Origin of the sequence: Sphingomonas sp. Leaf62, from assembly GCF_001421915.1 — a bacterium.
Taxonomy (GTDB): domain Bacteria; phylum Pseudomonadota; class Alphaproteobacteria; order Sphingomonadales; family Sphingomonadaceae; genus Sphingomonas.
The window spans coordinates 163-16846 of sequence record NZ_LMLN01000012.1 but is presented as its reverse complement, the minus strand read 5'-3'; the positions used below and the strand labels follow the sequence as shown (position 1 = coordinate 16846).

At 66.1% G+C, this 16684-nt stretch carries 10 protein-coding genes, 1 tRNA gene and 1 pseudogene; 3 read left to right on the top strand and 9 right to left on the bottom strand.

The genetic code is table 11. The annotated features are described in order from the left end of the window. From ASE91_RS07020 to ASE91_RS21035, 3 genes and pseudogenes are all read right to left on the bottom strand, one after another. Positions 1–2014, bottom strand: a 2014-nt coding sequence (locus ASE91_RS07020) for a TIM-barrel domain-containing protein (RefSeq protein ID WP_162233634.1), incomplete at its 3' end; no start/stop codon positions are given. Then, complete coding sequence (locus ASE91_RS07015; protein WP_327196767.1) at positions 2014–3339, bottom strand: DUF5597 domain-containing protein; 1326 nt, start codon at positions 3337–3339, stop codon at positions 2014–2016. The genes ASE91_RS07015 and ASE91_RS07020, both read right to left, overlap by 1 nt. Before the next feature lie 50 nt (positions 3340–3389). Further along, positions 3390–3563: pseudogene (locus ASE91_RS21035) on the bottom strand (beta-galactosidase); the annotation flags it as partial. A gap of 216 nt (positions 3564–3779) precedes the next feature. Between ASE91_RS21035 and ASE91_RS07010 the strand changes: the two are divergent. Continuing rightward, positions 3780–8393, top strand: a complete 4614-nt coding sequence (locus ASE91_RS07010) for an NAD-glutamate dehydrogenase domain-containing protein (protein ID WP_055996719.1) — start codon at positions 3780–3782, stop codon at positions 8391–8393. Between the two features lie 150 nt (positions 8394–8543). Here the strand turns inward: ASE91_RS07010 and ASE91_RS07005 are convergent, their stop codons facing one another. Continuing rightward, a complete protein-coding gene (locus tag ASE91_RS07005) occupies positions 8544–9572 on the bottom strand; it encodes a PAS domain-containing protein (protein WP_156357715.1) in 1029 nt (342 codons plus the stop codon). 252 nt (positions 9573–9824) lie between these two features. On the opposite strand from ASE91_RS07005, the gene ASE91_RS07000 reads away from it, so the two are divergent. Then, positions 9825–9900, top strand: a tRNA-Thr gene (locus ASE91_RS07000). On the opposite strand, the gene ASE91_RS18725 is transcribed toward ASE91_RS07000, so the two are convergent. Beyond that, positions 9871–11499 carry a recombinase family protein gene (locus ASE91_RS18725; RefSeq protein ID WP_082453872.1) on the bottom strand — a complete coding sequence of 543 codons (1629 nt, stop codon included), beginning with the start codon at positions 11497–11499 and terminating at the stop codon, positions 9871–9873. The genes ASE91_RS07000 and ASE91_RS18725 overlap by 30 nt on opposite strands. 179 nt (positions 11500–11678) lie before the next feature. On the opposite strand from ASE91_RS18725, the gene ASE91_RS19255 reads away from it, so the two are divergent. Further along, positions 11679–11852, top strand: coding sequence for a hypothetical protein (locus tag ASE91_RS19255; RefSeq protein ID WP_156357714.1), 174 nt, complete (start codon positions 11679–11681; stop codon positions 11850–11852). Here the strand turns inward: ASE91_RS19255 and ASE91_RS06980 are convergent. From ASE91_RS06980 to ASE91_RS06960, 4 genes are all read right to left on the bottom strand, one after another. Then, a complete protein-coding gene (locus ASE91_RS06980) occupies positions 11842–13887 on the bottom strand; it encodes a hypothetical protein (protein ID WP_056624275.1) in 2046 nt (681 codons plus the stop codon). The genes ASE91_RS19255 and ASE91_RS06980 overlap by 11 nt on opposite strands. Further along, complete coding sequence (locus ASE91_RS06975; RefSeq protein WP_056624270.1) at positions 13880–14215, bottom strand: hypothetical protein; 336 nt, start codon at positions 14213–14215, stop codon at positions 13880–13882. Before ASE91_RS06975 ends, ASE91_RS06980 begins: the two co-directional genes overlap by 8 nt. Next, a complete protein-coding gene (locus tag ASE91_RS06970; protein WP_156357713.1) occupies positions 14215–15234 on the bottom strand; it encodes a hypothetical protein in 1020 nt (339 codons plus the stop codon). Before ASE91_RS06970 ends, ASE91_RS06975 begins: the two co-directional genes overlap by 1 nt. A 956-nt stretch (positions 15235–16190) precedes the next feature. Beyond that, positions 16191–16502, bottom strand: a complete 312-nt coding sequence (locus tag ASE91_RS06960) for a hypothetical protein (protein WP_056624262.1) — start codon at positions 16500–16502, stop codon at positions 16191–16193. Positions 16503–16684: the final 182 nt, after the last annotated feature.

Here is a 16684-nt window from a genome sequence, read left to right as displayed (position 1 = left end):
AGCGATCCTCGACCGCGAAGCCGCCGATATCATGGGTCCAGTTGGGAATGCCCGACATCGACAAGTTCACGCCCGCCGAAATCTGGTCGCGCAGATCGTCCCAGCGCGATGCGACGTCGCCCGACCACAAGGCGGCACTGGCGCGCTGGATGCCGCCATAGCCCGACCGCGTCAGGATGAACGGGCGCACATCGGGCTTGGCGACGCGCAATCCGTCGGCGACCCCCTCGGCATGGACCAGCGGATAGCTGTTGAAGAACTCCTCGCCCGGCCCCTGCGCGGTCGGTCCCATCCGGTCGATGCGCTGTTCGATCGACAGGTTCGAATGGATATCCGGTTCGGTCGCGTCCATCCACCACGCGTCGAAGCCCTTGTCGACCAGCGCCTCCTTCATCTGCCGGAAATAGATCGCGCGCGCTTCGGGCGCATAGGGATCGTAATCGGTGTTCAGATAGCCCTTGCCGACCCAGTCGCGCTCCTTCGCGATCAGGTTACCCTGATACAGATAGCCCTTGGCGGCCAGTTCCTGCGCGTTCTTGGTGTTCGGATAGAATTTCGGCCACACCGAAATCATGATCCGCGCGTTCTGGCTATGGACGGTGTCGACCATCGCCTGCGGCCTGGGGAAACGCTTGGTGTCGAAACAGTGGCAGCCCCACTGGTCCTCGGGCCAGTAGAACCAGTCCTGCACGATATTGTCGAGCGGCAGGCCGCGCTTGCGATATTCGGCGACGACACCCTCGACCTCGGCCTGGGTATTGTAGCGTTGGCGGCTCTGCCAGAAACCATAGGCCCAGCGCGGCATCAGCGCCGCCTTGCCGGTCAGCGCGCGGTATCCGGCGATGACGCCGTCCATGTTCTTGCCCGCGACATAATAATAATCGAGCGCATGGGCGACGTCCGACGACCACCAGAGCGAATGGCGGTCGGCCTGCGGCAACGGATCGTTCTGGAACAGCGCGATATAGCCGGCGTTCGGCTCCCACTCGATCCGCACTTCGGCGGCTTTTCCGGCGGTCATCGGCAAATCGAAATTATGGAACCACGGGTTCCAGTTCTGCCGCCAGCGGTTGAGCACTTCCTTGCCGTCGACGAACACCTTCACATAGCTCGACGAATAGAGCCGGAATTTCTGCATGCCCGTCGCGGTCGGCATCAAGGTGCCGGTCCACACGACCTTTTGCGTCTGCACCGCATTGCCGGCGGTATTCTGTCCAGTGGTCGCCGCGACGGTCTGTGCCTTCGCCTCCGCCGGCCAGTTCGCCTGATCCTTGATGAACTGATAGTTGATGGTCGGCTCGCGGCGCGTCACCGCCAGCCGGTCGCCCAGATAATATTGCGCCTGCCACCCGGCCTGCCCGCCCGACATGACCTTCATCCCTTCGCCGACCAGCTTGTAGGGCTGCGGATTGCCGAAGCGGGTGATGCCGTTATTGTCCCACAGCACCCCATAGTTCTTGGTCGACACGACGAACGGGATGCCGATGTCCATGTTATGCTGGGCGAGTTCGACGTCCTCGCCATTGTAATTCATCTGCCGGTTCTGATGCTGGCCCAGACCGTAGAAGCCTTCGTCGGTGGCGCGGTTGAACTGCTGGCGGATCGAGACGAACTGCTCGCCCCCGGCACTGCGCGGCACGAACGCGGCGCGCGGCGCTTCCTCCAGCGTCAGCTGGCCCGCGGCATCGCGAAAGCGAACCTGCCCGTTATCGGTGTCGATCTCGGCCGATCCACCAGCGGTCTTGACCACGACCATCTTTGGCGTCTCGCGCACCGTGAAGGCACCGGCGGGTTTGGCGGTCACCATCAGGCTGTCGGGCGTGTCGAGGCTGGCATCGGGCACCGCCGTCACCCGGAACCGGTCGGGACCATAGACCAGCACCCGCACCCGCTTGGCCGGGCCGGCATCGGGCGTTACGACCACCCCGCCCGGCACCTTCGCCACATCGGCGGCGAGCGCCGGCATGGATACCGACAGGGCAAGCGACAATAGCGTCCAGCGAAGCGTCTTCATCAGCGATACGTCCCCATCGTCACGCGCAGCAGCATCGGCTGCGCGGTAAAGTTCAATCCATAATCGGTCTGGTCGCCGTTCATCACCCGGCGGGCGACGAAGCGGCCGTCATCGGCCAGCGTCCCCTCCTCGACCTTCATGAACATCGCGGTGTCGCCCTTGCCCTTGTCGGCCAGGTCGACGTTCACGCGCACATCGGTCCCGGTGACGAGGAACTGGTCGGGCGCGACCTGCAATACCGCCATGCCGCCGACCGGCTGCGTGGCGGTGGCGGGCGGTGCGGCCTTCAGCCATGGTGAATCCATCGACCCGAACTGCCACTCGCCATATTTGGCCGATACGCGCCACCGGCCCATGACCGTCGCCTGTTCGGCGTCGGGCGCGCCCTTGGCAGTACCCCAGCCGGGATGCGCCAGCGCCATTGCCGCCCAGCCACGCGCCATCGGTTTCAGGAACCGGTATTTACTCGCGAATGCCTCGATCGTGGCATCGTCCAGCGTCACCGCGCCCAGCGGATAGTTGTAATATCCGGTGCCATCCATGCCGAACGGTGCCCAGCCGATGCCGCCGCGCCCAATGGTCGGCCACAGGAAGCGCGCGAAATCGACGGCATTGCCGGTTTCGGGCACCATCAGCGGGTTGTCCGGCCGCGCATAATGGTCGAGGAACTTCAGATAGTCCCTGGCATCGCGGGTATAGAGGTCGGGTGCGACCGCATCGAGGTTCGGTGCCGCCGCCTTCCACACATCGATCACCTGCCAGTCGGGACCGCCGCTCGCGCCACCCGACTTGCCCGGCGGCGCGAAGGGGCCACCGACCGCCGCGTTGACGTACATCGGCAGCTTCCACACCGCCTTCCCCGCCGCGGCGATCCGGTCGATATAGCGCGCGGTGTACCATGCGTTGAACGCCGGTTCGGCATTGTCGCCATAGACCTGCGTCCAGTTGCCGCGCTTGCCGGTCTGCTTCGCCAGTGCGGCGGGCACGTCGCCGGCGAACAGGCGGTTGGCCTCGGGCGAATAGTCGCGCGTCTGCTGGTACACGCCGGTCTCGTTCTCCGGCTGGACCATGATGACGCTGTGATCGGGGTCGTGGTCCTTCAGATACCGCATCAGCGCGACGAACGCCTTGCGGTCGGCCTCGAACGTCGCTTCGCCATGCGGCGACAAGGCGTAATGCGTCTTGCCGTCCTTGGTCCGCATCCGCGGGAAGCGGGCATTGTCGCGCTTCACCCATGCCGGGACATAGCCCGGCGAGGTGTTCTTCCACGTGCCGAACCACAGCAATACGAGTTTGACCCCGTGTTCGCGCGCCTGCGGCAGCAACGCGTCGAGATAGCTGAAATCGAACTGCCCCTCGACCGGTTCGATCTGCNATAGTTGCTCGAATTATTCGCCTGCACGCCCAGCATCAGGAACGGCGCACCGTCGACCAGCAACGCATGGCGACCGTCCCGGCGCTCGATCCGCGGCACGTCGCCGGGTGCAGCCGACGCCGCCACCCCTGCGACCAGCGCCCATGAAGCCAGTGCCGCCGCCCATCCGCGCATCGCTGCTCTCCCCCTGCCCCCGGCTTGGTGCCGACAACGTTGTCACGCCCTTACCGCGGGACGACATATCAGACAATTACCTTCTTTATTGCCGGGTTAACGCAGGCACGCAAAAATGCCGAGACTGACCAAGTAATATAATTGCCGCATCGCGACATTTTGTTCGCAACTGCCACAAGGGTTGAGCCGGTCGGCAAGGCGTCGCATATCCCGGCCATGACACCAAAAGCCAAGCTCGCCCGCCCTTTGGAAACGCTGCTGGTCGACAGTGCGCTCCCCGGCGAAATCGAAGGTCTGGACACCGCCGCCCGCGCCGATGCCGCGCAGTTCGTGGCAGCGGCCGCGGCCCACCGGTCGCCCGGCACGGTCAGCGTCGCGCTGGAGACGCTGAGCCGGGGCGAGGCGCGGCGGATGCGGCTGGCGGTCATCAACGACGACATGCCCTTCCTGGTCGATTCGATCGCCAGCACCATCGTCGCGTACGACATCGCCATCGACCGGATCCTGCACCCGGTCGCGCCGGTCACCCGCGACGCGGCGGGCACGCTGACCGATCTGGCGGGCGAGGGTCGCCGCGAATCGATGATCTATATCGAGATGGAGCGCGCCGATGCCCGCGTGCGTCACGCGCTGGTCGCCGAGATCGAACGCAATCTCGACCATGTCCGCGCCGCCGTCGCCGACTGGCGGGCGATGCAGGCGGCGATGCAGGCCGATGCCGCACGGCTGACCGCCCAGGCCGACACGGCCGAGGATGCGGCGCTGCTGAACTGGTTCGTCGCCGGCAACCTGACGCAGCTGGCGCATGAACGCTGGTCGCGCGACGGTGTGGTCGGCGAACGGCTGGGCCTGTCGCGCGCGCGGCTCGACGTGCCGCTCCTCGCCGACGCATCGCGCCAGCGCGCGATCGAGTGGTTCGACGCCGGCAACCGCCAGCCGCTGCTGCTCAAATCCAACTGCATCTCGACCGTCCATCGCCGCGCGCCGATTGATCTGGTGCTGGTCCCGGTGGTCGACGGCGACACCGTGACCGGCCTTTCGATCCATGGCGGGCTGTGGACCAGCGCCGCGTTGCAGGCCGATCCGGCCGACGTGCCTGTGCTGCGCCGCAATCTGGCGGCGCTGCGCACCAAATTCGGCTTCGACCCGTCGGGCCATGCGGGCAAGGCGCTGAGCCACGCGCTCTCCACGCTGCCGCACGACCTGACCACCGCGTTCAGCCCCGACGCGCTCGAACAACTGGCGCTGACCGCCATGTCGGTCGCCGACCGGCCCCGCTCGCGCCTCGTGCTGATCCGCTCGGCGCTCGGCCGGCATCTGTTCGCCTTCGTCTGGCTCGGCCGCGACGACGTGACGACGCAGCGGCGGCTCGCGATCGGCGACATGCTGGCACAGGCGGCCAATGCGTCGATCCTCAACTGGTCGATCGCGATGGAGGATGGCGAGGCGGCACTGATCCGCTACGTCCTCGACCTGCGACAGGATGGACGGATGCCCGAGGCGGGCGACCTCGACCGCCGGATCGAACGCATGGTGCGCGGCTGGCGGCCGGCGGTCGAAGGGGCGCTGACCGAACTGGCCCCCGAAGGGGCGACGCGCATGGCGCTGCGCTTCGCCAACGCCTTTCCCGCCAACTACCGCAATTCGAACCTGCCCGACGAGGCGGCCCGCGACATCGTCCGCGTCGCCGGCCTGACCGATGCGACGTCGCGGTCGGTGCGCATCCTCACCGCCCCCGGCGAACGGATGCGGATCAAGGTCTATCGCCGCGGCGGCGCGCTGCCGCTGTCGGATGCGGTGCCGGTGTTCGAGAATTTCGGCTTCCGCGTGATCGAGGAACTGCCGACCCGGCTCGAGGATGACGAAAAGACCTTCATCCATGATTTCGAGGTGGAGCTGGCGTCGGGCGTCGCGCCGAAATTCGATGTACCGGTGGTCGAACGCGCGATCGAGGCGGTGCTGGAAAACCGCGCCGAAAACGACGCGTTCAACCGCCTGACCGTCGAGGCGGGGATCGCCCCGACCGCCGTCGTGCTGCTGCGCGCATGGTTCCGGTATCTGCGCCAGACGGGCCTCAGCTACAGCCTCGCCACCGCCGTCGATGCGCTGCGCCGCGCGCCGGGCGTTGCCACTGCCTTGATCGAGCGGTTCAACGCCGCGCACGACCCGTCGCGGGCCGACCGCGAAGCCGGCGTCACCATCGCCGATACCGCGATCGAAACCGGCCTCGACGCGGTGTCGGCGATCGACGACGACCGCATCCTGCGCAGCTATCGCGGCGTGGTCGCCGCCACGCTGCGCACCAACGCCTTCGCCCCGGCGTCGCAAGAGGCGTTGGCGTTCAAGCTCGACAGCGCGAAGGTGCCGGGCCTGCCCAAGCCGCTGCCGTGGCGCGAGGTGTTCGTGTACAGCCCCCGCGTGGAGGGCATCCACCTGCGCGCCGGACCGGTCGCGCGCGGCGGGCTGCGCTGGTCCGACCGGCGCGACGATTTCCGCACCGAAATCCTGGGTCTGATGAAGGCGCAGCGCGTCAAGAACGCGGTGATCGTGCCGACCGGTGCCAAGGGCGGCTTCTACCCCAAGCAACTGCCCGCACCTTCGAACCGCGATGCATGGATCGCCGAGGGGACCGAAAGCTACCGCATCTTCATCCGCTCGCTGCTGTCGATCACCGACAATATCGTCGATGGGAAGGTCGTCCATCCGCAGGGCGTGACCATCCATGACGGCGAGGACCCCTATTTCGTCGTCGCGGCGGACAAGGGCACGGCGACGTTCAGCGACGTCGCCAACGCGCTGGCGCTCGAACGCAATTTCTGGCTGGGCGATGCCTTCGCCAGCGGCGGCAGCGTCGGCTACGATCACAAGGCGATGGGCATCACCGCCAAGGGCGCGTGGATTTCGGTGCAGCGCCATTTCCTCGAACTGGGCGTCGACGTGCAGACGCAGTCGATCGACGTGGTCGGCTGCGGCGACATGTCGGGCGACGTGTTCGGCAACGGCATGTTGCTGTCGAAGGCGATCCGGCTGAAGGCGGCGTTCGACCATCGCCACATCTTCCTCGACCCCGAACCCGATGCGGCAGCCAGCTGGACCGAACGCGACCGGTTGTTCGCCTTGCCGCGGTCGAGCTGGGCCGATTACGATCCGTCGCTGATTTCCGCGGGCGGCGGCGTGTTCCCGCGTACCGCCAAGACGATCCCGCTGACCGATGCGGTCCGCGCGATGCTGGGCGTCACCGACCGCGAAATGGAACCGAGCGCGCTGATCTCTGCCATTCTGAAGGCACCGGTCGACCTGATCTGGTTCGGCGGCATCGGCACCTATGTGAAGGATCGCGCCGAAAGCCATCTCGATGTCGGCGATCCCGCCAACGACCGGATTCGCGTCGATGCGCAGACCCTGCGTGCCAAGGCGATCGGCGAAGGCGCGAACCTCGGCGTGACGCAGGCGGCGCGCATCGCGTTCAGCGCCAATGGCGGGCGGATCAACACCGACTTCATCGACAATTCGGCCGGCGTCGATTGTTCGGACAATGAAGTGAACATCAAGATCGCGCTGAACCGCGAGGTGATCGAAGGACGCCTGACGCAGGACGATCGCAACGCGTTGCTGGTGCGGATGACCGACGACGTCGCGCATCTGGTGCTGGAGGATAACCGGCTCCAGACGCTGGCGCTGTCGGTGATGGAGAATGACGGGCCGGTCGCGGTGCCGAGCTATGTCCGCGTGATCGAAATGCTCGAAGCCGCCGGCAAGCTCGACCGCGTGGTCGAGGGGTTGAGCGGCAATGACGACTATGTCCGCCGCGCACAGGACGGACGCGGGCTGACCCGCCCCGAACTGGCGGTGCTGCTGGCCAGCGTGAAGCTGGCGTTGCAGGAGGCGATCGAACACTCCGCCGTCGCGACCGATGCCGATATGGCCGGCGACCTGCTCGCCGCCTTCCCGCGCGAGATGCAGGAACGCCACAAACAGGCGATTCTCGATCACCGGCTGCGCGGGGAAATCGTCGCGACCAAGCTCGCCAACCGGATCGTCAACCGGCTGGGCGTGCTGCACGTCTTCGAACTGGCGGAGGAAGAGGGCGAAGCACTGGCCGACATCGCCGCGATGTTCGTCGCCGCCGAACGCCTGTTCGACACGAACAAGCTGTACGACCGGATCGAGGCTGCCGACATTTCGGAGCGTGCCCGCATCGCGTTGCTCGACGAAGTCGCGGTGGGTGTCCGCTCGCAGATCGCCGACCTGCTGCGCGCCTTCCCGGCGGGCACTCCCCCGGCGCGGGCCGTGGCGCACCTGCAAAAGGGCGTGGCGAGCCTTGCCGGGCAGACCAGCTCGCTGCTGCGTGCCGAGGCGGCGCAACAGCGCGACCGGATCGCCGGCATCCTGCAGGATGCGGGGGCACCGCAGGAGCTGGCCGGACAGGTGGTACGCCTGTTCGAACTCGACGGCGCGGTCGGCCTCGCCGATCTCGGCCAGCGGTTGAAGCTCGACGAAACGCGGCTGACGCTGGCCTTTACCCATCTCGGCTTCGCGCTCGGGCTGGACTGGGCACAGGCCGTGGCCGCACGCATCCAGACCGGCGATCCGTGGGAGCGGCTGCTGATCGCCGGCCTCGCCCGCGATTTTCAGCAGCTGCGCTTCGAATTCCTCAACCGCAATGCCGGCAAGGACCCGCAGGCGGCGGTCGAGAAATGGCTGGAGGCAAACCGCGACCGCGTCGCCCAGTTCGCCGCGCTGGTCCACCGCGCGCGGCAGGCCCCGGTGGCCAGCGCCGCCATGCTGGCCCAGATCGCCGGACAGGCCCGCGTCCTGCTGGCGCGGTAGGTGTTTAGTCCCGAGGAGTGACGGTACGGCCGATGGTCGTTGGCGACCGTCGGCCGGCCGGCTGCGATACCGGCCGTCGGCGGTCACGCCGGCATCGCCGGCTCCGGTGTCAGATCAACCGGTGCCCGCGACCGCCTGCCGAAACCGCCCTCAATATCCCAGATCGCGCACGGCGGCGTCGACGAACGCCGCATCCGCCGCGACCCGGCCGATGATCTCGACCGACCCGGCATCGACCGCGCGGGCCAGCAGCAGGACATAGGGTTCGTCGCCGGGTGCGACGGGGACGATCACGTTCGGTGCGGCGGCGGGGCGGGCGCCGGTCCGCTCGATCCATTCGGCGAACTCGCCTTCGCCCACCCCGGCGCGGTGCGCGCGGGCGAGCAGGCGGGCATTGCCCTCGTGCGGCGTGCCGAACAACAGCCGGACCAGCGCCTCGACCGGCGCGCGCGGATCGACCGTCAGGCCGGCCCCGGCGAGCATCGCGGCATAGCCGCCCGCGTCGCGTTCGCTGGCGATCAGGAAGTCATACGCCCGGGCCAGCGCTTCGGGCGATGCCGGGCCGGCCTCGATCGTGCGGCGCGTCGCGACCAGTTGCTCGGACAGCGTCGGCGCGGCGGGGGCGGCCGGCAGGGTCTCGATCGGGGCGCTCGGGCCGTCCGCCCATGCGGCGGCGGTGGCGATGACGGGGGTGCGGCGCGGGGTGGTGGTGCGGCGCGCTTCGCTCAGTTCGGCGGCCAGCTGCGACTGGACGCTCGCATCGACCACTTCCTTCCAGTTGATGACGCCGTACAGATAGTCGATCGCCTCCCCGTCCGACGAGAACGGCATCAGGATCCCGCGGTACAGCATCGGAAAGCCGCGATGGCCGACGAACTCGGCCTCGAACCCGATCGGCGCGCGGTTGGCGATGATCTGCAGATAATGGTCGGTCAGCCGCGACAGCAGCGACCGCGACGGTACCTGCGACATGCGGACGATCGACGAATCGGTTCCGCTTTCCTCGCGCAGGGCATGGCCGAGGAACCGGATCTCGGCATCGTCACGCCCTGCGGTGAAGTCGAGCAGGACGCTGTTCGGCCCAAAATCGGCGATGCCTGCTGGGTCGAGCGACTCGATCAGCGGGCACGGCCGCCCGTGCAGCAGCGACACCCAGTAATTGTACGCGCGGACATGCATGCGGCGTTCGTCGGTCCCGACGGAGACCACTTCGCTACCAACACCCTCCCGGTCCCCATCCCCCCGCTCCGAACCCCCACCCACAATGTCCATATTCTGGTCCCCATGGGCCTTCTGCCCGATCGCTCGCCTTTTGTACCACGCGTGGTAAACGTCCGGTAAAGCGCGACGCGACACTTTCCTATGCAAATCCGCTTGCCACCCCCGCCCCCCGCTGCTAATCGCCCGCGTCCAGACGGCACACCGTCCCGGGCCGCTTTAGCTCAGTTGGTAGAGCATCGCATTCGTAATGCGGGGGTCACAGGTTCGAGTCCTGTAAGCGGCACCACTTCCGGTCAAAGATGGGCACCGTCCCTTCGAGATGCGGAACGCCGTTGGCGACTCCGTTCTCCAACGCCGCTCGCGGACCAAAGATGAGAATCTTGTCAGCTGCGACGGTGACGTCGGATACCAGCATTCGCAGGTAAGCAGTCCGCAACGTCGGATCGTCGTCGCGGATCTTGGCCGATAATACGGCACCGAACCTATCGACCGTCTCGGCGGTGATCTTGCGCGATCCACGGGAGAGCTGCGTTTCCAGCGTGTCGATGCGTGATGTAGCGATGGCCAGCGCCGAGCGGTTCTCGCTCATGCGGTTCGCGAAGATCGGATCGCGCGGCCCCATCTGGCCGGTTTCGACCAACACGAGCAGCCGATCGATTGCAGTGCGGAGGCGGGTCTGTTCGGCACGAGCGTGGGCGAGCTCCTGCTCGTGTTGCACGCGCTTTTGATCCGAGAGGTTGACCACGTCGGCAAGCAACGCCTGCAAGCGTGCTGGCGCGAGCAGTTGCCGCTCGACTGCATCGAGGACGACGCGATCGAGCTGTTCGCGGCGGATGCTCGGCCCTTCGCAGGTTCGGCCCTGATTCACCCGGCCGTTGCAAACGTAGTAATGATATTGCCCGCCCTTTCCTGATCGCACGGTCATGCCGCAGGTGCAGTCGGGCATCCCGCACTTGGCAATGCCCATCAGCATTGTGGTTCCGGCGGAGATGTGCGGCGCGGTCTTGCGTGGGTTGCGGCTGGCGCGGAGCGCCGCCACTCGCTCCAATTGGTCGCGCTCGATGATCACCGGGCAAGGCACGGCGATCCAGTCCTCCGGCTCGGGGACGTCACCGTCATCGTCGGCGGTTCTGTCGTAGTAGATCCCTGCATACATGACGCGCGCAAGGATGCCTGCCAGATTGCTGTTGGAGAACTTCGCGCCGCGTAGCGTCGTACCGCGGTCGTTGAGCGTTTTCACGATCCAGCGGCCGCCCCGGCCCATGTCCGCCCAATCGAAGATTTCCTGAAGCGTCGAAGCCTCGGCGGGGACGATCCGCAGTTTCATGCGCTCTTTCTGACCGTCCTGCTGAGCGACATAAGTCTCGTAACCAAAGGCCACCGGGCCGCCGTTATAGAAGCCCTGACGCGCATTCTCCCGTCGGCTCTTGCGGGTGTAGATCGACGAATCGATCGCCTGCTGCTCCGCAATCATGGCGCTGATGGTCTGGCCGATCCGCTTCGAGCGTCCCTCGCCAAAATTTTCGGTCATCGACACGACTTCAACGCCCGCGTCCCCAAGGGCGTCGAGGGCGTTGAAGAAGATGCGCATGTTCCGCGCCATGCGAGCCAGGCGGTACATCACGACCATCTCGACCGGCTTCGAGCCATCGGTCGCCTGCGCGATCATCCGGTTAAATTCGGGACGCTTCGCGGACTGACCACTGAGGCCGGAGTCAACGAACTCTTCGATTATCTCGATGTTCTCGCGCAAGGCGTAGGCGCGCAGGGCGTTTCGCTGGGCTTCTATGCTCTGGGCGTTGCCGTCTTCCTTATCGACCGAGAGCCGCAGGTAGGCATAGGCGCGAAGTTTCCCGTCGACCTTCGTTCCGCGTCCACGCGCCATCACCTCTACTCCTCGAAAAGCGCAGCCAGATCGGGGCCAAGCGCTGCCAGAACCTTATGAATCTCTTCAGGCGTGATCGGCAAGTTGGAAGGAAAGACGCTGTACGCCGGGAGGGGGCGCATTACACTCCGGGCCTGCCGGTCATGCTCGACTGCAACCGGCTTACCTGAATTGGAACTATGGCTGCCTCCGTTCCAGATTGGCCGAGTGCCGAAATCCGCGCCGGGTTGCAGTTTGCCTCGATCAGCGTCGAAATTGGGCGGCGGCTTGTCCATGCGCCGAACTTGCTGATGGGAATCGCAGCGAAGTTCCCGCTGAAAACCAGCAGAAAACCGCTCTTTTTCAGTTTCTGAAGATGGTGCGGAATTGCGGATCGGATGCCAACGCGGAATAGCCCTCGCTCATCCGCGCCATGATCCGTGCGGTGAGAATCGTTGGGCGACTCTTGAGATAAAGCGGTCGGTAGGCGTCGAACGCCGTCTTCGCCTCGGCCATGATCCGCTGCCAGCGCGAGGGCGGCGCACCGGCTGGCGTAGTGCGACGGCCACGACGACCGGGCAGCGGCTCGGGCTGGACTGCGTCAGGGATGAACGCTGATCCGAACGCGCCGTAGAGCTTCGCGCCCTTCTGCAGACGATCCCAGAAGGCAGCGCCCCGGTTGCGATGGAACCACAAGGCGTAATCGAAGCCGATGCCGGCGGGACGATCATGATCGCGGTCGTCGAACCGTCCGGCGAGTGCCGTCGCACGGTTGATCAGTCCCTTGCAGGTCGCGGCATTGGCCTTGAGGCAGGAAGACATCTCGAGTCGCGCGGCGATCGATGGCGCGGTCCTGGCGAGAATGTGATGAACGGTGCGGCCGAAGGCAATGCGCCAGTCGTCGGTCCCGGCGCCGCGCCGAATAAGGCGGGCGAGGATCTGCCGCAGGCCGAGGATCACTGTTTCTTCAAGGTCGAGACCGTAGAACAGCACGACGGGCTGCCTGCGAGGCCCGAGTTGGCTCGGTTTATCAAGCTCGGTGCGGCGGATGAAGTCGTGGGTCGGTGCATGGCCGGCGGCGGACGCCAGGTTGCAGAAGCGCGAGCCGAGCGCATAGGCATGGTGGGTGTAGTCCGGCGCCGTCGTTGTCATCCAGTGTTGCCTGTCGCGAATGAAGCCGGTGGTGACGGCGCGATGATAGGCGCCGAGGTCGAAATACCGTCCAGGTGCACTCCGGGCAATGATCGCCGCCTGCATCGCCGCGGGCACCGATAGAACTGGTCGCAGCGCCGCACTATCGAGCGTGGCGCCATCCTGCTGACGCTGCCGGCCGGCCATGCTGGCGACGATGGCGCCGAGCCGCTCGACCTCGGCGTAGAGCGCATGGCCGCCGACATAGCCATAGCTCAGGCGAAAGACCGGGTGTGGGGCAGCGAGCCAGCGATGGCGCTCCAGTGCGACGTCGAGGCGGCGCGCCATCATCAGCACGTACAGCGCCGGGGCATCGACGACGTGCACGTCCTCGATCATCGTCTCGACAGCCGCCGCCATCTCGCTGTTGGCCACGGCCAGGCGCTGCGGGAGCCGGTCGGGATCACGATCGTGATTGAGCGGGATGTCGTGGAGGACGCCGCGGACCAGCCAAAGGTGGATGGCGTCGGCCGCCGCGGCAGCCATGCGCACCGATCGTTCCACCCTCCCGGTCGGGCGATTGCGCCTGACGGCCTCGACCTGATCGACAAGATGGGTGGCGAAGCGGCGGATATCCTTTGGCGCAGCAGTATCGTTTAACAGGATGTCGGTCGCGATCCTCGCCGTGCCAATCAGTGCAGCCTCGACCGCCGCGGCGCATCGATCGACCCCGCCCTTCTGCCGGCCCGTATTGGAGGCGCGCTGGCGCGCCTTCTCATAGGCCGAGCACGTAGCGGACAGCATCGAGGCGGCGATGAAGAGACGTGCCCCGGGGCCACCGATACGCAACAGGTCCGTGATGTGGGAATGGTCGGCGATGCTGAAGCCAAGCAGCCGCTGCACGCGCCCGCCATTTTCGCCTGGATCAGCGGCGAGATGCGTCTGCTGGCGGATGAAGGTGGCAATCGACGCTGCGTTGTCCGGCAGGCGGTGCGGCGCCGGACCGGATCCGGTCCAGCCTCCGTCGATCCACATCGCGCGCAACGGCGGGGCGAATGCGACCCGGCCGACCCGTCGGCCGACCGGATCGTCGAGCGTCGCAGCGATGGCAGGGCCGGCGAAGTCGACACCGGGCAGCATCGCACGCCAAAGACGCTGGAACTGCTTCGGCGAGACGCCAGCGGGCAGTGCCAGGTCGGAGGCATCATCGGGAACGATGGTATCGCGCACCGTGACTGCGTGGATGTGGCGCTGGACGGGGTCGGTGAGTTCAATCATCGATCCCGTCCAGCGTCTTGGGATCAGTGAAATACGCGACCAGTGCGATGATATTGGCGTCAACGTGGCGGTTGCGCTCACGAGTGTAGATGTCGAAGATCACCTTGATCTCCGCCAAGCGTCTAACGATACCAACGAGCTTGCCGTATTGCGGGTACAGCGACGGTGGACGCGCGTCATAATCCTTGATGAGGTCACGGGCTTGGCGAAGGAGCTGCTTGCGCTCCTCGACCCATTTGGCGACGTTATCGACCTGCAGCGTCTCGCCCTTGTCGACGATGGTGATCGACATTGGGCGTGGCGCCCAGCCTTGGTTGGCGTCGCTCATCACGCGTTCTCCTCACCGCTGGAGCAGAACCGCGGATTGCCGCCCGCGTCGGTAATCGCGTCGGAAGAAGCACCGCGGCGCGTGGCGATGGGCATGGGAAGGCCGCGCGCCGCCTCGATGCGATGCATCATATGACGCTGTCCCTTTGTCATCGTTCGGCCACGCCATGAACCGCGCAAGCGGTAATCCTCGGGCACTTCGGCCCATGACGCCTGCCGTTCAGCGTCGCGGCGGGCGGAGCGTTTATGGAGTTCGCGGACGCCAGCCGCGGACAGTTCGATGCGATGTGCTGCGACAGTCATCGCAAGCGCATCGCCGAACATCGTCGTGGCGGTGATGCGTTCCGTCGAGCCGATCAGGGTCAAGAGATCCGCGTCATAGGCGAAGATGCCGACCCACGCGTCACCATCACGGCGGTGGAAACCGAACAGCCGCCAGACCATGCCGAGCGCAAGCATCGGCTTTCGCGCGAACAGAACGGTCAGGTCATCGTCGACGCATTCGGCACGATCGTCGATCAGGCGTGCGCCACCATCGACGAGGGCGTCGCCCAACGCCTCGAACGCGCTGGGGAACGCCCTGAGAAGATAGTCAAATCCCTGTTCCTGACGGATCGTCTCAACAGTCGCGAGCGTCGCCGACCATGGCTGAGCCAACAGGCCGGCAAGCGGCAGGAAATGTTGCGGCGTCATGGACGAATAGCCGCAGTCACCCGCGGCTGTGTGGCCATGGGCATGTGGGTGCGGTTCGATCGCCGCGATCTCCGCCGAGATCGCGGCAACCTCGGCGTCCGCCGCGATCGCTGCCGAGCGGGCATCGGCGATCATCGCGTCGAGCCGCGCGACAGGATCATCAGCGACCCGTGTGCCGGACGCGAACAGGGGATGGTTCATGTTACTCTCCTTGTGAAAGGAGAGCGGCATGAACCTGTGTGAGGCGCCGAACTTCCCGCTGTTTCGGCGCTGTTTTCCGCCGTTTCCGATGGCGGCCAGGATTGCACGCTCAATCATGGCGGGCATCGGGATCGTCCTCGGACTCGCCGGGCGCGCCCTGGAAGGTCAGCAGCAGCTGCATTTCGGGGCTTGCGGCTTTGGACTGCTCCGAACACTTGCCGGNGCATCACCGGCATCACCGGCATCACCGGCATCACCGGCATCACCGGCATCACCGGCATCACCGCAAATGGAGTCGTCGGCGGTGTCGTCAACATCGTCCCCGCCGGCGATATCGATCCCTGGAGCGACGGCCCTCGCGTCGTGGCGCGGGCGGTCCCGTAGTGTAACCGAAAGATCGGCCGCAAGATCGACTGCACGCTGTTCGAGCCGCCCGGCCAGCCGGTCTTCGCGGCGCTGAGCATCGGCCAACGCCTGCTCCAGTTCGGCGATCCTAACGGTCGCGGCACTTAGCTCCCGCTCGATCCGCTCGCCGATCGCCAAGGCGTCCGTCGTCTCTGCTTCTGCCCTGTCGGCACGGCGTTCGGCGTCGCCCACTCGCAGCGCCGCGACGCGGTCGAAACTGCCGCCGACTACGCGCACTGCGTTCAGACAGGCGCCGATACCGTCGTCGGTCAGACGCGCAAAAATCGTGCGGATGTTGGCTTCGACCTCGGGAGGCACGTCGACCGTCGCCGGCTCGGCCTCGGTCCGACGCCGCGCGCGCCAGTCGCGAAACTTCGCGTACAGCGACGGGTTCGCCGATCCGCCAAGCCGTTCGGCAACCTGGTAGGCGGTAATTGTCTCAAGCGTCGCCTTGCCCTCGGCGAGGATCGCATCTGCCGCCCTGTCCACGTTGGGCTGGCGGTTCCAGTCACAGCTATTCTTCATGTCCGTTCTCGCATCGAGCGAGACGGTGAGGTGCGAGACCTGCGATATCGCAGGTCTCGCACATGTCGCAGCTATCGCAGCTTCACCGCTCGCATTCGGGTCTCGACACGCGCCGCCACCGGCGGTCGCACGCTATCGAACACCGGATGTCGCTACGGTGCGGCCCAGGCCTGCGGCGGGTGATGAAGGTGACGATCGGCTCGATCGCCGTCTAGCCGATCATCGACGGCGGCAACCTCGGTCCACCGTACCGTCAGCTGGGCGGTGAGGATCAGCATCAGCGCGGTCTGCGACACGAGGGCACGCAGGACGTCCATCGCTGCCTGCCGGATCGCGCGGCGGGCTGTCATGACGCGGCGCGCCGCATATTCGATCAGCCGGACAACCATGGCCATAAGGTCGTCAGGTAGCGGCGGCGTTGCCGTCACCTCCTGCTCGTCATCGATGGCGACCGGATGATCCATGAAAGTAGTATAGGACGGTGCCAGCCGCTGACCAAGTCGATGGTGCGAATAGTCGACCCCATCCCGGCCAGACCTTCCTTCTCGCGATGGCGACCGCGTGCGTCACCATGCGACCCCGACCCGACAGTTACCCCATCTTTGTGGAGTGAATGGAAAAGCGGCCTCACACGAACGACGGGAAG